The sequence below is a fragment of the Mycobacterium sp. NPDC003449 genome, assembly GCF_053588415.1.
Genome location: NZ_JBSFPX010000012.1, coordinates 25,018 through 44,746 on the forward strand (window position 1 = coordinate 25,018; position 19,729 = coordinate 44,746).

20 protein-coding genes are annotated in these 19,729 nt (G+C 66.5%); 9 read left to right on the top strand and 11 right to left on the bottom strand.

The genetic code is table 11. The features are described from left to right. Positions 1-9 precede the first annotated feature (9 nt). The 5 genes from ACWDTP_RS05920 to ACWDTP_RS05940 all read left to right on the top strand — a co-directional run bounded on the left by ACWDTP_RS05920 (position 10) and on the right by ACWDTP_RS05940 (position 5,216). Positions 10-1,041 (top strand): ABC transporter substrate-binding protein, encoded by a 1,032-nt coding sequence (locus ACWDTP_RS05920; protein ID WP_450017532.1) that lies wholly within the window; start codon positions 10-12, stop codon positions 1,039-1,041. Between the two features lie 3 nt (positions 1,042-1,044). Continuing rightward, on the top strand, positions 1,045-1,836 hold the full coding sequence (locus tag ACWDTP_RS05925) for an ABC transporter ATP-binding protein (protein ID WP_450017534.1): 792 nt from the start codon (positions 1,045-1,047) through the stop codon (positions 1,834-1,836). Then, the gene (locus ACWDTP_RS05930; protein WP_450017536.1) at positions 1,833-2,696 is read left to right on the top strand and encodes an ABC transporter permease; all 864 of its coding nucleotides are present in this window, start codon (positions 1,833-1,835) and stop codon (positions 2,694-2,696) included. Before ACWDTP_RS05925 ends, ACWDTP_RS05930 begins: the two co-directional genes overlap by 4 nt. Then, positions 2,693-3,490, top strand: coding sequence for an ABC transporter permease (locus ACWDTP_RS05935; protein ID WP_450017538.1), 798 nt, complete (start codon positions 2,693-2,695; stop codon positions 3,488-3,490). The genes ACWDTP_RS05930 and ACWDTP_RS05935 overlap by 4 nt, the downstream gene beginning before the upstream one ends. Positions 3,491-3,614: 124 nt before the next feature. Then, positions 3,615-5,216, top strand: a complete 1,602-nt coding sequence (locus ACWDTP_RS05940; RefSeq protein WP_450017540.1) for a DUF222 domain-containing protein — start codon at positions 3,615-3,617, stop codon at positions 5,214-5,216. Positions 5,217-5,221: 5 nt separating this feature from the next. On the opposite strand, the gene ACWDTP_RS05945 is transcribed toward ACWDTP_RS05940, so the two are convergent. Further along, positions 5,222-6,583, bottom strand: coding sequence for an FGGY family carbohydrate kinase (locus tag ACWDTP_RS05945; RefSeq protein WP_450017542.1), 1,362 nt, complete (start codon positions 6,581-6,583; stop codon positions 5,222-5,224). Positions 6,584-6,608: 25 nt separating this feature from the next. Next, positions 6,609-7,391 carry a class I fructose-bisphosphate aldolase gene (locus ACWDTP_RS05950; protein ID WP_450017544.1) on the bottom strand — a complete coding sequence of 261 codons (783 nt, stop codon included), beginning with the start codon at positions 7,389-7,391 and terminating at the stop codon, positions 6,609-6,611. A 284-nt stretch (positions 7,392-7,675) separates the two neighbouring features. Here ACWDTP_RS05950 and ACWDTP_RS05955 point away from each other — a divergent pair, with 284 nt between their 5' ends. Then, entirely contained in the window at positions 7,676-8,458 is a 783-nt protein-coding gene (locus tag ACWDTP_RS05955; protein WP_450017546.1) for a GntR family transcriptional regulator, read from the top strand. On the opposite strand, the gene ACWDTP_RS05960 is transcribed toward ACWDTP_RS05955, so the two are convergent. Genes ACWDTP_RS05960 through ACWDTP_RS05970 form a run of 3 tightly spaced genes read right to left on the bottom strand, consistent with a single transcriptional unit; the run spans position 8,452 to position 12,078 of the window. Next, a complete protein-coding gene (locus tag ACWDTP_RS05960) occupies positions 8,452-9,717 on the bottom strand; it encodes an MFS transporter (RefSeq protein WP_450017548.1) in 1,266 nt (421 codons plus the stop codon). The two genes, ACWDTP_RS05955 and ACWDTP_RS05960, sit on opposite strands and share 7 nt — an antisense overlap. Further along, positions 9,714-11,045: an MFS transporter gene (locus tag ACWDTP_RS05965; RefSeq protein ID WP_450017550.1), complete on the bottom strand. Its 1,332-nt coding sequence runs from the start codon at positions 11,043-11,045 to the stop codon at positions 9,714-9,716. The genes ACWDTP_RS05960 and ACWDTP_RS05965 overlap by 4 nt, the downstream gene beginning before the upstream one ends. Before the next feature lie 40 nt (positions 11,046-11,085). Then, the gene (locus ACWDTP_RS05970) at positions 11,086-12,078 is read right to left on the bottom strand and encodes a zinc-dependent alcohol dehydrogenase (protein WP_450017552.1); all 993 of its coding nucleotides are present in this window, start codon (positions 12,076-12,078) and stop codon (positions 11,086-11,088) included. A 256-nt stretch (positions 12,079-12,334) separates the two neighbouring features. On the opposite strand from ACWDTP_RS05970, the gene ACWDTP_RS05975 reads away from it, so the two are divergent. The 3 genes from ACWDTP_RS05975 to ACWDTP_RS05985 all read left to right on the top strand — a co-directional run bounded on the left by ACWDTP_RS05975 (position 12,335) and on the right by ACWDTP_RS05985 (position 14,684). Further along, positions 12,335-13,606, top strand: a complete 1,272-nt coding sequence (locus tag ACWDTP_RS05975) for an ATP-binding protein (RefSeq protein WP_450017554.1) — start codon at positions 12,335-12,337, stop codon at positions 13,604-13,606. 67 nt (positions 13,607-13,673) lie between these two features. Next, a complete protein-coding gene (locus ACWDTP_RS05980; RefSeq protein WP_450017556.1) occupies positions 13,674-14,222 on the top strand; it encodes a winged helix-turn-helix transcriptional regulator in 549 nt (182 codons plus the stop codon). A gap of 60 nt (positions 14,223-14,282) precedes the next feature. Beyond that, positions 14,283-14,684, top strand: coding sequence for a hypothetical protein (locus ACWDTP_RS05985; protein ID WP_450017558.1), 402 nt, complete (start codon positions 14,283-14,285; stop codon positions 14,682-14,684). 1 nt (position 14,685) lies between these two features. Here the strand turns inward: ACWDTP_RS05985 and rnhA are convergent, their stop codons facing one another. From rnhA to ACWDTP_RS06015, 6 genes are all read right to left on the bottom strand, one after another. Continuing rightward, positions 14,686-15,156 (bottom strand): ribonuclease HI, encoded by a 471-nt coding sequence (gene rnhA, locus ACWDTP_RS05990; protein WP_450017619.1) that lies wholly within the window; start codon positions 15,154-15,156, stop codon positions 14,686-14,688. A gap of 115 nt (positions 15,157-15,271) precedes the next feature. Next, the gene (locus tag ACWDTP_RS05995) at positions 15,272-15,580 is read right to left on the bottom strand and encodes a DUF222 domain-containing protein (RefSeq protein WP_450017560.1); all 309 of its coding nucleotides are present in this window, start codon (positions 15,578-15,580) and stop codon (positions 15,272-15,274) included. Positions 15,581-15,624: 44 nt separating this feature from the next. Further along, a complete protein-coding gene (locus ACWDTP_RS06000; protein WP_450017561.1) occupies positions 15,625-15,918 on the bottom strand; it encodes a putative quinol monooxygenase in 294 nt (97 codons plus the stop codon). Positions 15,919-15,981: 63 nt separating this feature from the next. Further along, positions 15,982-18,153 (bottom strand): xanthine dehydrogenase family protein molybdopterin-binding subunit, encoded by a 2,172-nt coding sequence (locus ACWDTP_RS06005; RefSeq protein WP_450017563.1) that lies wholly within the window; start codon positions 18,151-18,153, stop codon positions 15,982-15,984. Continuing rightward, positions 18,150-19,124 (bottom strand): FAD binding domain-containing protein, encoded by a 975-nt coding sequence (locus tag ACWDTP_RS06010; protein ID WP_450017564.1) that lies wholly within the window; start codon positions 19,122-19,124, stop codon positions 18,150-18,152. The genes ACWDTP_RS06005 and ACWDTP_RS06010 overlap by 4 nt, the downstream gene beginning before the upstream one ends. Positions 19,125-19,128: 4 nt before the next feature. Next, on the bottom strand, positions 19,129-19,722 hold the full coding sequence (locus ACWDTP_RS06015; protein ID WP_450017565.1) for a (2Fe-2S)-binding protein: 594 nt from the start codon (positions 19,720-19,722) through the stop codon (positions 19,129-19,131). Positions 19,723-19,729: the final 7 nt, after the last annotated feature.

Sequence of the window (19,729 nt, forward strand, 5' to 3'; positions counted from 1 at the left end):
AGCACTGATATGTCAAGCAAGCGAAGCGTGTCCTCGGTCTTTCTGCCGGCCCTCGCCGCCTCCGTCCTTGCGGTGGGGCTCCTTGCCGGGTGCTCGGGCAGTGACGGCGGGGACGCCAACCCGGACCAGCCGGTCAAGATCGACATCACCGTCACGCACGACACCGAGCCGTTCTCGGTCCCCTGGCTCGTCGGAATCGATCAGGGCTTCTTCAAGGCCCGCGGGGTCGAGGTCGGCAAGATCGTGCCGGGAAAGGGTGGCGCATCGACGATCCAGAATCAGCTCTCCGGTGACCTTCCGATCGCCGATACCAGCTTCCCGGCGGTGATCGACGCAAAGGCCAGCGGTGCCGATCTCGTCGTCGTCGGTGGCGCCGTACAGTCCCTGGCGGGCAACGACTTCTACGCCCGCGCCGGGAACAATGCGGTCAACGCCGTCAAGGATGTGAAGGTCTGGTCGTTCACCAGGGAGGGTTCGGTCACCCAGCAGCTCACCTATCTACTCCCGGACGCCGACGGGATCGATCCCAACACGGTCAAGCGCACCGCGGCGGGCGGGCTTGGGGAGGGCCTGGCGTTGCTCGAAGGCGGCGACGTCGACGCGACCGTCCTGCCGATCGCGGAGGCACTGAAGAACCCGGACGCGTACAAGCTGGTGGTCTCGGCCAAGGAAGTGATCCCGGCCTTTCAGCAGACGGTGATGACCACGACCCCCGAGTACGCCGAAGATCACCCCAAAGTGATCGAAGCGATCACCGAAGGCTACGACGAGGCGGTTCAGTGGACCGTCGACAACCCCAAAGAGGCCGCGGCGATCTGGGCGAAGTACACCAAGGAAGAGCCCGCCGTCGCGGAGCGGATCATTCCGGCCTATCTGCAGGCCAACTACTGGGGTGTCGGCTTCAATGCCGAGGCGATCGCGAACGCGCTGAAGGGTTTCGAGCTCATCGGCAAGGATGCCTCCGCGGTCGACCTCTGTGAGCTTTTCGACTCGCAGTACCTGCCCGACGGAGCGTCCACCAAAGCCTCGGAGAGCTGCTGAACCATGAACGATCAGAACGCGAAACCGATCGTCGACCTGTCCGGCTGTGTTCAGCGGTTCGGCGTCCTGCACGCGCTCGGCCCGATCGACCTCACGATCCAGCCGGGTGAGTTCGTATCCATCGTCGGGCCGAGCGGGTGCGGGAAGTCGACGCTGCTGGAATTGGTTGCGGGACTTCAAGCGCCGAGCGAGGGACGAATTGCCGTGGCGGGTGAACCGCTGCGCGGCCCACGCGACCGCACGGCGATCGCGTTCCAGGAGTCGGCAACCCTGCCCTGGCGGACGGTGCGGGACAACGTCGCCTTCGCACTCGAGGTGCGCGGAGTGCCGAAATCCGAACGCATGCAACGTGCCGACGAGCTGATCCGCACGGTCGGGCTCGGGGGATTCGAGGACAACTACCCGTCGCAGCTGTCCGGCGGGATGCGTCAGCGGGTCGCCATCGCGCGTTGCCTGTCGATGGATCCCGATCTGATCCTGGCCGATGAGCCCTTCGGCGCGCTCGATGAGCAGACCCGGTTGTTGATGTCGTTCGAATTGATGCGGGTGGTCGAGAAGTTGTCCTGCGGGGTCCTGTTCATCACGCACAGCATTCAGGAGGCGGTGCTGTTATCCGACCGCATCCTGGTGATGAGTGCCCGCCCCGGCACCGTCCTCGACGAGATCCACGTCGATCTGCCGCGCCCACGCGATGAGCACACGCTGGCCTCGCCGAAGATGGCCGCGCTGACCGAACGGATCTGGACCCAGCTGAAAGACGAGGCCGGCCGGGCCATGGAGGCGACCGCGCGATGAACGGTGTGGCAAAGGTGGTCGTGGCACCGGCAGGATCACTCGCCGAGCCGGCCGGTTCGATGCGCTCGGCGGTCCCGAGCTATGTCCGGCCGCCGGCGGCCCGGGCGCTCGGGATGCCTGCGGTCGTGTGGCGGATCATCCTGGTTCTCGCCTTCTTCGGCGCCATCGAGCTGCTCGCGCAATCCGGTGCGGTCCCACGGCTTTCGCTCGTACCGGTCACGGAGATGGTGGAGCGGGCCGGTGAACTGCTGACCGATCCCGAGTTCTTGATGAACGACCTGCTGCGCAGCGCCGTCATCGTCGCCATCAGCATCGTCGCGGCGGCCCTCCTCGGTGTGGCCGTCGCGTACCTGATGTGGCGCAGCGGCATCGTCCGCTCGGCGCTCGAACCGTACCTGAGCGTTTTCTACGCGGTGCCCACGTTTGCGGTCTACCCGATTCTCGTGGTGCTGTTCGGGGTCGGCGTGTGGCCGATCGTCCTGTTGGCCTCGACCTTCAGCATCGTCGTCGTCATCCTGAATGCCCTGGCCGGCTTCGACTCGGTGCCTGAAGTGGTCCGCAAGCTGGATCGGTCGCTGAAACTCACCCGCTGGCAGTCGTTTCGGCTCGTGTTACTGCCATCGGCCATGCCCGACATCGCCGCCGGGGTGAAGCTCGGTATGGCGTACTCGATCATCGCCACCCTGGCGATGGAGTTCATCCTGGCCTCCGACGGACTGGGCAACTTCATCGCGAACGCCTACGACAGTTTCGCTGTGGCGGACATGTACGGCGCGATTCTGATCGTCGGCCTGCTGGCGCTCGTCGCGAACCTGGGAATCTCGGCCGCATTGAACCGGCTCGATTGGAGGCGTCGATGAGTCAGGCCACGACCGTCCGGCCGGCGAGCAGGACGAAACCGGCACCGAACCCAACCCGGGCCCGGATCCTCCCGCCCCTGGTCCTGCTCGTGTTGCTGGTCGCCGCCTGGTGGATCGCTGCCGACCTCATCGACAGTGCGGTCTTTCCGACACCGGCCGAGTCCGTATCGACGCTGGGTAAGGAGCTCGCCGACAGCGGATTTCGGGCGAGCGTCGGATCGACGGTCTTGAACCTCGCGATCGCGTACGGCTTGGCGGTGGTCGTCGGTGGTGTCCTCGGCCTGTTCATCGGATTGAGCGGATTCTGGAGCCGGACGTTGTCGCCGCTCATCTTCTCGCTCAACAGCATCCCGAAGATTGTGCTGTACCCGATCTTCCTGCTGTTCCTCGGCCTCGGTGCGCTGAGCCAGGTCTCATTCGCGTTCTTCCAGGGCCTGCTCCCGATGTTCCTGATCATGCTCGAAGGCAGTGCGTCGGTGAATCGGCTCCATCTGAAGCTGGCGGCCAGCCTGCAGATGAGCTATCCGGCGCTGCTGCGGAAAATCGTCGTACCGCAACTCGTACCGACGCTGCTCACCGCGATGCGGGTGACCTTCGGACTGACGTTCGTGGGACTCATCCTTGCCGAGATGTTCTCCGGAACCACCGGCCTCGGGTTCGAGCTCCTGCGCAACGTCACCCAGGTCAGAATGGCGAACATCCTCGGTGAGGTACTGCTGATCACCGTTATCGCGCTGATCCCGACCGTCGCCCTGAAGTACGTCGAAGTTCGGGTGAAGGCGCGTGGAGGTTAGCTCCAATACCATGTGGCACCGACGTTTTGGGTGCTCGTGGGCGGGATTGTCCACAATGCCGGTTTGATCCACAGTTTGGTTGTTACGGCGTTGCGCGTCAGTGGAATTCGCTACACTCGAATATGTGTTCGACTCTCAGCTTGCCGCGGTTTCCGCGGCCCGGACCCCCGGTGACGGGGTGCGGGTGTGTGCGGTGTTGGAGAACGCGGCGTGTGCGGCGCGGTTGGGTTGTATGGCCGATCTGCTCGCCCAGGCGTATGCCGCCGACGGGTCGGCGGAGCGGGAGCAGTGGCGGTTCGACAATTGGAGCGCGGTCTGCGCGCAGATCGGGGCGGCGCATGATGTCACGAGTGGGGTCGCCAACGGGTTGTTGACCGATGCGGTGATCCTGCGGGAGCGGTTGCCGAAGGTGGCTGCGGTATTCGCCACCGGCGGTATCGGGTATCGGTTGGTGCACCAGATTTGCGGTCGCACCGTGTTGGTCAAGGACGCGGATGCGTTGCGGGCGGTGGATGCCGAGCTGGCGGATCTGGTCGCGGCGGGTGGTGCGATGTCGGTGGATCAGGCCGAGAAGGATATCGACGCGTTGATCCTGCGCCACGATCCGTTGGCGGTGCGCCGTACCCGGATCAGCAGTCGCGGTCACCGGGTCGATGTGTTCGTCGATGACGCCTCGGGTATCGCGCACCTGGATGCCACCATGTCGGTCACCGACGCCCATGCCGTTGACAGGCGGGTGGATGCGTTGGCCGGTACCGTGTGCGACCACGATCCCCGCGATCTGGATGAGCGTCGGGCTGCGGCGTTGGGGGCGATGGGGTTCGGTTGGGACCGGTTGCCGTGTCTGTGCGAGTCGCCGGACTGCGAGGCCACCGCCAAACCGCCGGTCGGCGGAATCGTGATCCACATGATCGCCCGCCAGGACGCCGTCGAGCCCGCCACGGTGGCAGACAGGGGCGTCGAGACGGAATCCGTTGACGAACCTGTCGAGACCGGGCCTGATGTAGCGGCGACGGGCGATCTCGTCGCGCAGCGCCGGGCACTGGTGGGTCCGGCGCCGAGGCTGCTGCCCATACCCTGGTACACCTACAGCTGGGCGGGGCTGCTCGATGCGTTGAACACCGACCGCGGGGAACTGTGCCCCGCCGGGCCGGGGGTGCTCCTCGGGGGACCGGTCGTGCCGGCCCCGGTGGTAGCCCACGCCGCACTGCACGCCAGGATCCGCACCATCGTCCATCCCGGTCAGGGGCCACCGGAACCGTGCTACCGGCCCTCGGTGGCGCTCGCCGAATTCGTCCGGTGCCGGGACCGGACATGTCGATTCCCCGGATGCACCAGACCGGTCACCGTCACCGATATCGACCACACCATCGCCTACCCGTGGGGGCCGACGGCGGCGTCGAACCTGGCTTGCCTGTGCCGCGAACACCACCTCCTCAAGACGTTCTGGCCCGGGTGGTCCTACCGGCAGTTCCCTGACGGCATGCTCGTGTGGACCGACCCCGACGGTCGCACCCACACCACCTTCCCCGGCAGCCGACTGCTGTTCGGCGAATTATGCGCGCCGACAGCCGAAGTCACCGCGTCGGGCACACCACCACCCAAGCACACCGCAGGGTTGACCATGCCCAGACGCCGCGTCACCCGTGCCGAGGATCGCCGCCGACGCATCGACAACGAGCGACGCGCCAACATGGTCGACGTCGAGGTCGAGGACTCCACCTGACGGGGTCACATGGATGTGGCCGGCTGACTCGTCGCCGGCACCATTCCGAGCGCGATCCCTGGAACGGGATCCCAGCCGATGGCGTTGGCGGCCAACAGCGCTGCCCCGGTCGCGGTTACCTGCGACTCCGGAATCACGGTGATGTCCTGACCGGTCGCGGCGGCCTTCGCGGAGATCCAACCGGGTGACCGTGACCAGCCGCCCGCGGCGTACACCCGCGGTTGCCCGGTCAGGTGAGAACCGACGGCGTGTTGGGCCCGCTCGCCGATCCGGGCCAGCGCGCCGAGTACGGCCGAGGCGCGTGACACCGCGGCACGTGGTGCGTCCGTGGTGAAGTGAGGTCGGCCGCCGCCGCGGCTGCCGGGCAGGAAGACCGGCTCCCGCAGATACTCGTCGGGTAGGCGGTCGCCCGCGATGATGGCGTCGAGCTCCCGTTTGACCTCGGGGTCGCGCGAGGCCCATTCGACGTTGCGGGCGAGTTCTTCGACGCTGAGGACGGTCGTGCCTGCGGATCGGATTCCCGGGGCGGTATCGATGTGCTGGCCATGCTCGACGTTGTGTGACGGCGATTGGGCGACAACTACTTCGGCGGTTCCCATGGAATCCAAGAGTGAGTTCGGGTCCATTCGGTGGACCCCCCATCCGCCCACCGGATGGTCATGTCCGCCGGCGACGACAACGGCGTCGGGAGCAATGACACCGGAGATCGGGAGTCGGCCGGAGACGAAGTCTCCGACGATGTCACCGGCCTTGCGTACGGGTGGAAGCAGCCGTTCGGACCCGATACCGGCCGCTACCCGGGCGTCGATCCACGTGCGGGTGCGGCCGTCCCAGGCAGCGGTCCGTGCGGCGAGGGTGTCACTCATGAAGGCGGTTCCGCTCCACACGCTGGGGGCGTAGTCGGTGAGGGCGAGCCACGAGTGTGCCCGTTCGGCGCCCGGTTGATCGACGGCCCACCGCCAGCCCACGATGGTGCGCGCGGCATCGTCGCCGACACAGGGGTGTGCATAGTTGTCGAGGCTGGGCATCAGCGCGGCGAGAACGTCGACCCGGCGTGGATCGAACCACGCGAGGGCCGGGGTGATGGCCGTCAACGTGTCGTCGACGAGCGCCCCGTCCTCACCGACGCCGGCCGCACACACCGCGCTGACGAGGAACCTGTCCGAGCAGATTTTGAGGATCATCCGTTCGATGTCGGCGAGGAGCGCCAACGCGTCGACGGGTGCGCCGGTCGTGGCCCGTGGTGTCGAGCGGCTGAGTCGGGCGACCACGACACCACGGGGGTCGAGCGCTATCACCTTGGTGTTGGTGCTGCCGATGTCCACTCCGCAGACCACGTGCGATCGCCCGCCGTGACCGTGAGGCATGCCAGTCGTCCTCTATTCGTATGCGCTAATCCTCGAAGCTGACGTCGTGGGTCAGGGCGGCGATCTCCTTGAGCACGGTCTCGCCTTCGCTACGCTCACGCTGCCAGATGTTCCGACCCACGATCACACCACGGGCACCGGCACGCAACGTCTGTGCGACCGCATCGACGGTTTCGGACGGCTCACCCGACAGTGGTCCGCCCGCGATGACCAGCGGAACCTTCAGCTCGCTGACCAGGCGAGCCGTGCGCTCCTCGCCGGGGAAGGCGATCTTGATGATGTGTGCGCCCAGGTCGTAGGCGATCCGCGCGACCTTCTCCTCCTCGATGACGACGTCCTCGGTGCGCGGTGCCCCCATGAGGACCGGCTCGAGCACCAGCGGGATGTCCCACCGATCGCACGCGGTGACGACCCCGCCGACCCGCGCGCACATGGCCGCCCGCTCGGCGCGCGACATGTTCCACGGGAACAGCATCTTCACCGCGTCGACGCCCATGCGGACGGCCTCTTCGACGGTGGTGATCAGCGAGTGGGAGCCGCCGCCGTCGAGTTGGGTGTAGTCGTAGTAGGTGTCGATGGTCAGCACGCGGCTCAGGTGCGGGTGCTCGGCGAAGAACCTCTCGGTCTGCTTGACCTGTCCCGGGGTCATCATGAACCCGGTGACATCGGTGCCTGCCCACTCGGCGAACGGCGTGGACGGCGTTTCGAGGCGCTCGATGCGGTTGAAGATCAGGCCGTGATCGACCGGCATGATGATCGCCGCCCGATCGCTCGGCAGCGTGCGGCGCATCCGGTATTCGATGGACATGGTGCCTTCCCTCTTCTTGCTCCGTGGTGGCCTGAAGCGGCCGGGCGATTCGGCGTTACCCCAGGTCTAGATGATTGTCTGGTCTGTATGTACAATCCGTACTATATGGGCTGCGTCACAAGCTGGCAAGCCCGCCGGCCGGATCGGGGAGGTTCGTTGATGAAGGAACCGTCGGCGCGCGGGGCGTCCGCGGTCCGAGTCGGCTGCGGTAGACCGAATATCATCAAGTTTCACCGCCGCCTACCGGCGCGGCAGCCACGACGGATGCCGAGAGGAGCCGACCTGTGACCGTGACCAGCGAAGGCGCCATCAACCGGCATTCGGCCGTGCCCTACTACCAGCAGCTGGCCCGCACGCTGGAGGGCAGAATCGCCACCGGCGTCATCGCCCGCGGCGAAAAGCTGCCCAGTGAGAACGACCTGTCGACCGAGTTCGGCCTGTCCCGGGCCACCGTGCGTCAAGCGCTGCAGTATCTCGAATCCCGCGGCGCCGCCCAGCGCATCCCCAACCGCGGAGTCTTCGCCAGCGAGCCGCCCGACGGTACCGGTTGGGTCATCCAGGGCAAGGAGGGCTTCCTGGAGAACGCGATGGGGCACCAGAACCGGTCCGTGAGCACCCAGGTGCTGCGATCCGGCACGGTGACCCTTCCGGCCGAAGCCTGCCACGCGTTGGAGTTGCCCGAAGGGACAAGCGGATTCGAGCTAGTCCGGCTCCGGACCTTGGAGGGTGCGCCCGCACTGTTCAGCACCAACTACAGTCCGCCGATTCTTGCCGCCACGTTGGCCGGGGCGACCGACGTTCTGTCCGGGCGTGAAGCCCTGACAACCGTGTTGGCGGCGGCCGGGTTCAGCATGGCGGGCGCCAACCGGATCATTCGCGCGGCCCACCCGACGCCCGAGATCGCCGAGGCGCTGCAGATCAGCGAGGCAGAACCGCTGCTGCGGATCCGATCTATCTCGTGGACGTCGGAGGGTCTGCGGTATGACCTGTACGAAACGTGGGTCCGTAGCGACGTCATCCCGCTTGAGGTCAGCGTCAACTCCGTCGACCTCAACTTCGTTCACTGAGCCCGCCCGGGATCCGCATCGGTGCGCAGGACGTAGGTCACCGCGGCGGCGACGACGTACAGCGCCGCGAACGTCCAGATCAGCACACCCATGTGGGTCACCCCGCCGAGCAGTCCGACCAGCGCCGGACCGACGAACGAGGACAGGCCCGCAGCCAGGGTGTAGACCGCCAATGCGCTGCCCCGATCGTCCGCGGGCACCATGGACGGCACGAGAGCGGTGAGTGGGACGAATCCGGCCAAGCCGATGCCGAACACCGCCCAGCACACCATGGTGAGGACGACATTGGGCCCCACCAGCAGCGGCACGTAGTAGAGCAGCAGCACGCCGACGGCGCACATGACGCAGCCGAACCAGGTGACGGTGCGCCGCCACCCGAACCGGTCGCCGAGCACGCCGAAGAACAGGTTCGCAAAGATGTTCGCGGTGTAGACGACGGTGACGATCATGAGGTACGTGCCCTGCGAGAAGCCGATCCGGTCGACGAAGAACAGTGGTGCCACCACGAACAGGGCGAAGTTCGGCGCGGTGTTGACCAGCCGGACGAACGCGCCTGCGGCGACGCGCGGATCGCGCCACAGAATGGTGACGCCCTTGACCAGTTCCCGGACCGCGCCGTCATGCCCGGTGGGGCCGGCATACGTCAGGTCGCGTACCCCGAACAACGCCAGCGCCGCACCCGCGATGACGAGAACCGTTGCCAACCAGAATGTTCCGTACTCACCGAGCACGGGGATGGTGGCACTGGCCAGCAGCGAACCGAGCGTGGGCAGCCCTGCTCCGAAAGCGAACCAGAACCAGCCCACCGAGCTACCCCGCTGCCGGGCCGGGGTCGCGAGGTTGATCCACACCAGGAAGGCATACGCGAAGAATGGGTAGCTGATTCCGCGAACTGCATACGCACTCACCGCGATCCACGGCGTATCCAGGGCGATCCCGGGGACCAGAAAGAGGATCTCGAGGAGCACCCACGACGCCGCTCCGATCGCCATGACCCGTCGCGGCCCAAGTATCGAGGAAAGCGTCCCCGCAAGCCATGAGCCGACGGTGACGAAGATCCCGTACAGGCTGATGGTCAGTGCGGTCGACGACTCGGCGTAACCCTGACCGTGAATGAGAAACGGTGACAGGTAGTTGGATTCGACGCCGTCGCCGATCATGAACAGCAGTAGTCCGACAAAGCCCAAGGCCAGGGCCGGCGGCATACCCAAGCGGTCGATGAACTGCGCGGTTTTCGACGGCGTCACGGCGGCGGTCATTTCGCGCTCTTCGCGACGATCTCGTGGGTGTCGGCGTCGATGTCGTTGAGGCTCAGCCCCTTCTCGACGATCTCTTGCGACTCTGGAGGCAGTTGTAGCCAGCGCACCAGCACCGCGGCCAGCACGTAGAGCGCGGCGAAGATGATCGTCACTCCGCCGGCGCCGATCGTGTCCAGGAAAATCGCCACGATCAGGGGCCCGACGAATGTTGCGGCGCCCGCTCCCAGGTTGAGGACGGCGATGGCGTTGCCTTTCTTCGCCGGCGCGATGAGTGACATGAGTACCGAGATGGGGGTGAACCCGGCCAGGGTGATGCCGAAGAACGCGGCGCACAGGCCGGCCACCCAGTACTCGGGGACCGCATGCGGCAGGAAGTACAGCGCCAGGCTGCTGACCGCCGAGCCCAGGCAGCCGAAGATGCGCAGTGTGCGGTGCCATCCGATCTTGTCGCTGATGACGCCGAAGAACAGGTTGGCGAAGATGTTGGCGGCGCCGATGATGAATACCAGTTGCAACCATCCCGCGGTGCCGAATCCGAGGGTGTCGGAGAAAATCGTCGGCAAGAAGACGAGAAATCCGAATTGTGGTGCGGTGTTGATGATTCGGATGATGCAACCGATGCCGACCCGGGGGTTTCGGAAAGCGATGGCGATGCTGTCGATCAGGCTTTGACGGGTGGTGGTGGATGCTGCGGCCAGCCGATCGCCACCGGCGACGCCGCGCAGGCCGAGAAGGACGAGCAGGCCCCCGGCGATGACGATGCCCAAGGACAGCCATAAGGTCGCGTACTCACCGATCATCGGCTCGGTGCCACTGGCCAGTAGCGAGCCGAGGGTCGGCAGGCCGCCGGTGAACGCGAAGTAGAACCAGCCCACCGCCGAACCGAGCCGCCGCGCCGGGCTTGCGGCCAACACCCAGACCAGGAAGCCGTAGGCGAACAGCGGGTATCCGAGGCCGCGAATGCCGTAGCAGATCAACATCAGTACGTAGCTCTCGGTCGAGAGCGCCACGGCCAGGAACAGGACTTCGAACACCGCCCAGATGCCGAGGCCGATCCACATCACCCGACGCGGACCCCAGGTCTCCGACAATGCACCGGACAGCCACGATCCCAGTGTCACCATCAGGCCGTAGACGCTGATGATGACGGCGGCGTTGTGAGCGCTTCCTGCGCCGTTCTCGGCGAGGTAGGGCGAGATGTATCCGGACTCGACGCCATCGCCGATCATGAAGAACAGCAGGCCGACAAAGCCGAGGAACAGCGCCGGGGGAAGGCCGATTCTCTCGATGAGCGGGGCGAACCGGCTGTTCGCGATGGCGTTCGACATCAGTTTTCCGTTCGGGTGGGCAGGATTGGGGTGGGAAGGATCAGTCGGGGAGGATGTGGACTTTGAGTGCGGAGTCGCTGTGCGCGGCGGCAATGGCCTCGCCGTAGCGCGAAAGCGGGAAGGTGTGGGTGACCAGGCTGTCGACGATGTCGCCGAGGCTGGGCATCATGGCCAGCGCCGCGGCGAAAGAGTTTGCGACCGACTGGGATCCGACGAACGTCAGCTCGCGGTCAAACAGGTCGTAAGGGCGCAGCGGAATTGTCTGTTCGGAGCCGACCACGCCCATCTGCAGCAGTGTCCCCCGCTTGTCGAGCGCGTCGATCGCGGCGGCGACCGCGCTCGGGTGACCGCTGGCCTCGATGGCGATATCGGCACCGCGCGACGTGGTCGTCTCGTCGGGATTCACCGCGTTGTCGGCGCCCAGGTCGAGGGCGGCCTTGCGACGGGCCGGGCTCGGCTCGACGACGTGGATGGAGCGGGCTCCCGCGGCGCGCGCCACGATGACGGCGAGCAGTCCGATGGAGCCCGCGCCGTACACGGCAACGCGTCGATCGGTCAATGCCGGTGTGCGGTCAAGTGCGTGCAGCACGCATGACAGCGGTTCGATCAGCGCACCTGCGGCCATGCTCAAGCCGTCCGGCAGGCGGTAGGTGACCTTTTCCGGAACCGCCACCAGTTCGGCGCACGCGCCGTCGGATGTGACGCCGATCGGCACCAGGAAGTCGCACAGGTTGGGTTGGCCGACGAGGCAGTCGGCGCAGGATCCGCAGGCCACGTTGGGATCTACGGCGACATGTTGACCGACGGCGAAGTTCTCGACACCGGGACCGACCTCCACGATCCGGCCGGCGAATTCGTGTCCCGGCACGACGGGGAACCTGGCCGTCGGGTAGTCGCCGATCACGAGGTGCAGGTCGGTGCCGCACACTCCGACCGCGGCCGGGGCTATGACGACTTCGCCAGGCGCGGCGACGGGGCGGGGTCGGCGGACGGTTTCGTGGTTGCCCCGGCCGTCGAGTACGACTGCGTGCATGGTGTCCACCTCGTCTTCTGCGGCGTGTCCATGGGTCTATCGGGTGCTGTGCTGTGATGCACCTTACACATGATCGACCGTATCGTCTAGATCATACGGACTGTACGGACAATGCATCGACATGCACAAAGAGTTGTTTATTGGGCTACCGCCGGCGGTGAGTTGTCTCCATAGCCTGAATGCGCGCCGTCGATTTGCATGATAGAAAATCGTCCAAATGTTAGATAGAACTTCGTCCATCTGTTAGGTTCATCTGGTGGCCTATCGTCGGCGCATCCTGGATGAGCTGCTCGACGACGTGTTTCCGCACCTCCCCGCCATCGCACTCGAAGGTGCCAAGGCTGTCGGGAAGACCGCCACCGCGAGCCTGCGTGCCAAGACCGTCGTCTCCCTCGACGATCCCCGCCAGCGCGAAGTGGTGACTGCCGATCCCGACTATGTCGTACGTGCGCCCCACCCGGTGTTGATCGACGAGTGGCAGCTGGCGCCGTCGATCTGGGACCGCGTGCGGCGGGCGGTCGACGATGACCCGTCGGGTGGACGATTCCTGTTTACCGGATCAGCGGCCGTCGCTCCCGGTGTCCGAATCCATTCCGGCGCGGGTCGCATCGTCAGCCTGCAGATGCGGCCGATGGCGCTCGCTGAGCGTGGTACGGCCGATCCAACGGTTTCGCTGCGGGAGCTCTTATCGGGCGAGCTGCCTGACATCGTCGGCCGGTCGGCGGTCGCACTGCCGACGTACGTCGACGAGATTCTGCGTTCAGGCTTCCCTGGTATTCGGGACCTGCCTGAACGAGCACGCCAGATCCAGCTCGACAGCTATGTGAGCCGGATTGTCGATCGCGAGCTGCCCGAGAACGGTTACGTGGTGCGGAGGCCGGCCACCCTCCTGTCCTGGCTTACCGCGTATGCCGCGGCGACCGGCACAGATGCGTCTTTCGCAAACCTGCTCGACGCCGCGACGGCCGGTGAATCCGACAAGCCTGCCCGACAGACCGTTGACGGCTACCGTAACCATCTGCAACGTCTGTTCGTGCTGGACCCGGTGCCGGCTTGGGTGCCAACGTTCAGTCCTCTCAAGCGGCTCACGCAAACCCCCAAGCATCATCTCGTGGATCCCGCCATCGCCGCACGGCTCGTCGGCGTCGCCAACACCGGATTGCTGCAAGGGGACGGTGTCAGAGTCACTCAGGCGGCGGGGTCCTGGCTCGGTGCCCTGTTCGAATCACTTGCCACCCAGAGTGTTCGTATTTACGCGGCCGCTTCCAACGCCCAGACCGGGCACCTGCGAACCAAGAACACCGAGCACGAGATCGATCTGATAGTGGAGCGTGAAGATCGCCGGATCGTGGCGATCGAGATCAAACTGGCTGCCACCGTCACCGACCGCGACGTGCGGCACCTCCACTGGCTCCGCAACCAGGTGGGGGATCGTCTCGCCGACAGCGTCGTCGTGACGACCGGTGAGTTCGCCTATCGCAGGCCGGACGGTGTCGCGATTGTTCCGCTCGCCCTGCTCGGCCCCTGATGTCAGAGGTGCGCGCACCGCGCATCTAAGTTCGTTGAATGAACCATGACCGACGTACCATGCAGAAGTGGCTCCGCGGCGAGAATATGACAAGGAAGTGTGCCCGGTTGCGCGCTCGCTCGAGGTGATCGGTGAGCGGTGGACGCTCCTGATTATTCGCGACGCGTTCTACGGCGTGGTGCGCTTCACCGACTTCCGGGAGCACCTGGAGATTCCGCCCGCAGTCCTCACCGAGCGCCTCAGGCTGCTGGTGGAACACCGGATCATGACGACATCCGTTGGTGCCAGCGGCCGGAGCGAGTATGCGCTGACTCGAAAGGGTGAGCTGCTGTGGCCGGTCGTGTGGTCGATGATGAATTGGGGCAATGAGCACTATGTGGAGGCGAGCCTGCGCCGTCCGATAGTGCACTTCGGCTGCGGTGGGCAACTGACGCCGCTGGGCAACTGCGGTAGGTGCGGCGTGGTCCCGCAGCCTCGCGATCTCGAAGTTCGCCCGAGGCGATCGAAGTCCCTGGACGTCGGCCGGGACGACCGGATCAGCCGCCTGCTGCTGAAACCGCACCGCATGCTGGTGCCTTTCGCGGATTCGGCCGGTCCGGGGGTTGAAGTTCATTGAATGAACTTGTACCGTGAAGCATCGAGCACGATGCTCCGGTCGGACAACTCAGGACTCGCCATGCACCCATTGCACGCACTCCGTGAACGCGGAAACAACACACCCGAAGAGGTGGCGGCGCTGCTCGCCGAGGATGTCGAGTTTCATACGCCGATCCTGACCAAGGTCGTGACGGGACGCGAGGTCATCAGCAAGATCTGGGTGCTGTCATCGCACGTGCGTTCCGGTCACTATGTGTCCGAGCACCGGCTCGATGACCGCACCACGTTTCTGCGGTGGCAGGGCCAGATCGAGGGTCGGGACCTGGAGATCTTCGAGCTGATCGAGGACGACGAAAACGGGTTGATCCGTAAGCGGATCGCGGCGTATCGGCCGCTGCCCGCCGCGGAGGTGTTCCGTTCGGCGATGTACCCGACCGTCAAGGACTGGTTGGGGCCGGAGTACTTCAGCTACCCGTCGTGAACTACCGGGCGGTGTCGGAATAAGAGGTGCCGACCGCTTCGTGCATACCGCGGGTCGCCAGCTCGTCGGCCAATTCGTTATCGCCGACCCCTGAGTGCCCCTTCACCCAGAACCACTCGACCTGGTGCCGCGCGCAGGCCGCCCGCAGCCGCTGCCACAGGTCGACGTTCTTCACCGGCTGCTTGGCAGCGGTCAACCAGCCGTTGCGTTCCCAGTCGAGGACCCATTTGGTGATGCCGTTACGGACATAGGTGCTGTCGGTGTAGAGGTGCACCACCACCGGTCTGGTGAGCGCCTCCAGCGCCATGATCGGCGCGGTCAGCTCCATCCGGTTGTTGCTGGTTTCGCCGGGCTCGCCACCGCACATCTCGCGGACGTGCTCACGCTGGCGCAGCACCGCACCCCAGCCGCCGGGGCCCGGATTGGGGCGGCATCCGCCGTCGGTGTGGATGACCACGACCTCGGTGCCCATGGGTTCTCGCGAGCCTGACGCAGCGAATACGGGTCCGCGATCCTCGGGGGCAGCCATCCGCTGAGGATATGCAACGGCATCGATCATCGGTGCCCCGACACACGTCATGCTGGTCTCAGGGTGGGCCGGCGTCGGCGATCCGTCGCCGTGCTTCAGCCGGCGAAATCCGCAGCCTCCTGGCCAGTACCGCGGCCGGGTCGAACTGGGGCGGTGCGGCGTTGTCGGTCGCGACCATCCGTCCCAGCAGCCGTTGCTGGACCGTCGCCAACCGCTTCTCGCCGGCGTTGAGCCGGCTCAACACCTCTTGGAGCTCCGTCCGGGTCAATGCGTGCACGGACAGCGCGTCGATCTCTTTGCAGGCGGCGTTCAAGTGGTCGAGGGCATCACCCACGGCCGACCGCTCGGATAACAGTATCGAACTCATGTTCGATACGATACGCCGGCGCTACGACATGCCGGCCCATGCGGTCAGACGTCGCTGTCGAGGTAGCGGGTCTTGACCGAAGGCTGGGCCAGCAGTGGGGGCAGATCGACGAGTTTTCCCTCGCCGGCCCGGAATGCCCGGTACGCCTCGTCGTGCTCGACGGACTCCCACCGTTCGTAGATGACCCAGTGCGCTTCGTCGGCTTCGTCGACGATCACATCGGTGACCAGATTGCCGTCGAAGCTGCGGGTGTCCTTGAGAGCCCGTCCGAACAGTTCGCGGGCGGCGGCCACCGAATCGGGTTTGAACTTGAGTTCCAGCAACACCGTGACGGCCATGTCCACTCCTCGGATCTCAGTGACGGGTTTCCAGACCAGTATGTACGAGCGTCCACGCCGCCTTCACAGCAGCTTGTCGACGGTGAGCGGCAGGTCGGTGACGCGTTTGCCGGTGGCGTGGAACACCGCATTGGCGATCGCGGCCGGTACTCCCACGATCACCAGCTCGCCGAGGCCCTTCACACCAAGCGGATCGGCGATGCTGTCCTCGCCGGGCAGGAAGGCGGCGTCCAGGGCCGGGACATCGGCGTTGACCGGCACCAGGTAATCGCTCATATTGGCGTTGACGATCCGCCCGTCGCGGTGGTCGAGTTCGGTGGCCTCCAGCAGCGCCATGCCGATACCGCCGACCATCCCGCCGATCGCCTGGCTGTGCGCCAGTAGGGGATTGATGATGCGCCCGGCGTCGTAGCAGCCGTAGACGCGCCGGATCCGAACGGTGCCCAGCAGCTCGTCGACGGCGACCTCGGCGAACACCGCCCCGTAGGCCTGCATCGAATACCGGTCGTTGGCGTCGTCCGGGGTGAACGTCCGCTCGATGTCGAGATGAGGCCGGCCCCGCCGGCGCAGCAGATCCCGATAGGACTCCGCGCGGGACGGGTCGGCGGTGACGAACATCCGTCCGTCGACCACGGTGACCTCATCGGGACGCCGCCCGTTCAGCGGCGAACCCGGATCGACCACCGCGGTGCGGATGAACCTGTCGCGCAGCGCCATTCCGGCCAGCGACACCGCCGATCCGACGCTTGCCATGGTCATCGACCCGGCGTGGACCGGGGCCGGGGGCATCCGGGAGTCGCCGAGCGCGAATCGGATCCGCGGCACCGGCAGCCCCAGCGCATCGGCGGCCACCTGGGTCATCGAGGTGTAGGTGCCCGGCCCCATATCGCTGCTCGCGGAGTGCACATCGGCGGTGCCGTCGGCGTTGATCCTGGCCCAGACCGTGCACGCATTGCGGTTGGTGTGATACAGCGCGGCCGCGGTGCCCGACCCGATCAACTGGGTGCCGTCGCGGGTGGAGCGCGGCACCGGATTGCGTTGTGTCCAACCGAATTCCGCGGCTCCTCGGCGGAAGCATTCGGTGAGCCTGCGAGTGGAGAACGGCAGGCCCTCCTCCTGGTCGCGCGATGGTTCGTTGCGCAGGCGCAGCTCGATGGGATCGATGTGCAGGCGGTGCGCGAGGTCGTCCATCGCCGATTCCAGGGCGAACGCCCCGCTCACCGCACCCGGCCCACGCATATAGGTGGGCGGATTGACGTCCAACGGGACGGTGCGGTACGTCGAGCGCATATTCGGCGCGGTGTACATGAGCCGGGCCGGCCCCACGACGCCGTCCTCGTAGCCGTTCGTGCGGGAGTTCTCGGTACCTGCCTCGTGGACGATCGCGCTGATCCGGCCGGACCGGTCGGAGCCGATGGCCAGCCGTTGCCTGCTGGTCGGACGGTACCCCACCAGGTGGTAATACTGCTTGCGGGTGAGCATGAGCTTCACCGGCCTGCGCAGCTGGCGGGCGACGAACGCGGTCAGCAGCTGATTCGGCCAGACCCGGCCTGCCGATCCGAATGCACCGCCGACGAACGGCGAGATGATCCGGACCTGCTCGCTGCCGATCCCGAACGCCTCGGTGTAGGCGCTGCGGGCCGGCGAGATGCCCTGGGTCTTATCCCATACGGTCAGGTTGTCACCGTCCCAGCTGGCGATGGTGGACGGGATCTCCATCGGATTGTGGCTGTTGCGGGCCAGCGCGTAGTCCAGGTCGGTGACCACATCGGCGGTGCGCAACGCGGCGTCCGCATCGCCGCGGGAGTAATCGCGGAAGCGGTCGCCGGGCTGCGGAACCGCCTGCGGTGAGTCCATGTCGACCAGCGGCTCCCGGCCCGCCGAATAGCCGACGTCGACCAGGGCCGCACCGTGGGTGGCGGCCTCCACACCGGTTGCCACGACGACCGCGACGGGCTGCCCGAAGTAGCCGACCTGGCTCGGGTCGTAGGGCAGGGTGACGCCGCCGAAGTCGGTGACGACCCGCAGGACACCCGGATGCCGTTGTGCGGCGGCGGTGTCGATGCGATCGATACCGCCGCGGGCCACGGTGCTGCCGACGATGGCCGCATACACCAGATCGGGCACCGGATGATCGGCGGCGTAGGTCGCGCCGCCGGTGACCTTGAGCCTGCCGTCGACCCGGGTGACTCGTTGCCCCGCCACCGGCGTCGCGGTGGGAACCGGGCGGGTCATGCGATCGCCGCCACGGTGGCCAGCTGACGCTCCACCGTTCGCTTGACCAGCTCGACCTTGAACCCGTTCTCGGACAGCGGTTTCGCTCCGTCGGCGGCGTGTGCTGCGGCCGCCCGCCAGAGTTCGGCGCCGGGCGTCCGGCCCACCAGTGCGGCTTCGACGGCGGGCAACCGCCACGGCACCGTGCCGACCCCGCCCACCGCGACCCGGGCGGCCCGCACCACGCCCCGGATGTCCAGGGCGACCGCGGCCGAGCTGAGCGCGAACTCGTAAGACTGCCGGTCGCGCACCTTCAGATAGCCCGAGCGCCGGAGCCCCTGGGCCACCGGTACCTCGAAACCGGTGATCAGGGCACCCGGACGCAGGTTGTGCTCCTGGTTCGGGGTGTCGCCGGGCCTGCGGAAGAAGTCGGCGATGCGCACCGGGTGTTCGCCGCTGTCGTCCCTGGTCAGCACCAGGGCGTCCAGCGCGGTCAGGGCGACCGCCAGATCGGAGGGGTGGGTGGCGACGCACTTCTCGCTGGTGCCGAGGATGGCATGAGTGCGGTTGCGCCCGCCGATCGCCGCGCATCCGGCCCCAGGGCTGCGGCGGTTGCACGCCGCGGTCACGTCCCGGAAGTACAGACAGCGCGGCCGCTGCATGAGGTTTCCGCCGATCGAGGCCATATTGCGCAGCTGCGCCGACGCGCTGAGCTCCAGGGCCTGCGCGATCATCGGGAACTGCTCGCGGACCCCGGGGTGCGCGGCCAGTTCGGTCATCCGCACCAACGCACCGACCCGCAGCCGCGACGGTCCGAGATCGATGTCGCGGTACGGCAACCGGTTGATGTCGACGACGGCGTCGGGCCGCTCGACGGTCTCGCGCATCAGGTCGACGAGCGTGGTGCCGCCCGCGATGTAGCGTGCCCCGGCGGCGCCGCGGGCCAGCGCGTCGGGCTCGTCGACGGCGGTGGCGAAGTTGAACGGGAACATGGTGTCACCGGGCCTTGGCCGCGGTGGCGACCGCGGTGACGATATTGGTGTACGCACCGCACCGACAGATGTTGCCGCTCATCCATTCCCGGATCTCGGCGGGCGAGCCGGTATGGCCTTCGCGGATGCAGCCGACGCCGGACATGATCTGCCCCGGTGTGCAGTAGCCGCACTGGAACGCGTCCTCGTCGATGAACGCCTGCTGCAGCGGGTGCAGCCGCCCGTTGCGTTCCAGCCCCTCGATCGTGGTGATGTCGGCGCCGTCGTGCATGACCGCCAGCGTCAGGCAGGAGACCACCCGCTGACCTTCCACCAGGATCGTGCAGGCGCCGCAGGCGCCCTGATCGCAGCCTTTCTTGGTGCCCGGCAGGCCGGCCCGCTCCCTGAGCATGTCCAGCAGCGAGGTGCGGTTGTCGACGGTCACCTCCCGTTCCTGGCCGTTGATCGTCATCCGGACCGTCGAGGTCTGGTCCTCGGCGACCTCGTCGGCGGACGTTTCGCAGCCGGCGAGCAACGGCATCGCGACCGCCGTCCCACCCACCACGATCGAGGCGCCGACGAATGTCCGGCGTCTCAGCTCGAAATGTTGGTCCTCCATTACAGCC

Coding starts and splice junctions, on each gene's coding strand:
- ACWDTP_RS06010 (WP_450017564.1), bottom strand. CDS start 19,124: ATGTTCCCGTTCAACTTCGCCACCGCCGTCGACGAGCCCGACGCGCTG.
- ACWDTP_RS05985 (WP_450017558.1), top strand. CDS start 14,283: ATGCACCCATTGCACGCACTCCGTGAACGCGGAAACAACACACCCGAA.
- ACWDTP_RS05995 (WP_450017560.1), bottom strand. CDS start 15,580: ATGAGTTCGATACTGTTATCCGAGCGGTCGGCCGTGGGTGATGCCCTC.
- ACWDTP_RS05965 (WP_450017550.1), bottom strand. CDS start 11,045: ATGTCGAACGCCATCGCGAACAGCCGGTTCGCCCCGCTCATCGAGAGA.
- ACWDTP_RS05970 (WP_450017552.1), bottom strand. CDS start 12,078: ATGCACGCAGTCGTACTCGACGGCCGGGGCAACCACGAAACCGTCCGC.
- ACWDTP_RS05945 (WP_450017542.1), bottom strand. CDS start 6,583: ATGCCTCACGGTCACGGCGGGCGATCGCACGTGGTCTGCGGAGTGGAC.
- ACWDTP_RS06000 (WP_450017561.1), bottom strand. CDS start 15,918: ATGGCCGTCACGGTGTTGCTGGAACTCAAGTTCAAACCCGATTCGGTG.
- ACWDTP_RS06005 (WP_450017563.1), bottom strand. CDS start 18,153: ATGACCCGCCCGGTTCCCACCGCGACGCCGGTGGCGGGGCAACGAGTC.
- ACWDTP_RS05925 (WP_450017534.1), top strand. CDS start 1,045: ATGAACGATCAGAACGCGAAACCGATCGTCGACCTGTCCGGCTGTGTT.
- ACWDTP_RS06015 (WP_450017565.1), bottom strand. CDS start 19,722: ATGGAGGACCAACATTTCGAGCTGAGACGCCGGACATTCGTCGGCGCC.
- ACWDTP_RS05935 (WP_450017538.1), top strand. CDS start 2,693: ATGAGTCAGGCCACGACCGTCCGGCCGGCGAGCAGGACGAAACCGGCA.
- ACWDTP_RS05920 (WP_450017532.1), top strand. CDS start 10: ATGTCAAGCAAGCGAAGCGTGTCCTCGGTCTTTCTGCCGGCCCTCGCC.
- ACWDTP_RS05950 (WP_450017544.1), bottom strand. CDS start 7,391: ATGTCCATCGAATACCGGATGCGCCGCACGCTGCCGAGCGATCGGGCG.
- ACWDTP_RS05930 (WP_450017536.1), top strand. CDS start 1,833: ATGAACGGTGTGGCAAAGGTGGTCGTGGCACCGGCAGGATCACTCGCC.
- ACWDTP_RS05960 (WP_450017548.1), bottom strand. CDS start 9,717: ATGACCGCCGCCGTGACGCCGTCGAAAACCGCGCAGTTCATCGACCGC.
- rnhA (WP_450017619.1), bottom strand. CDS start 15,156: ATGGGCACCGAGGTCGTGGTCATCCACACCGACGGCGGATGCCGCCCC.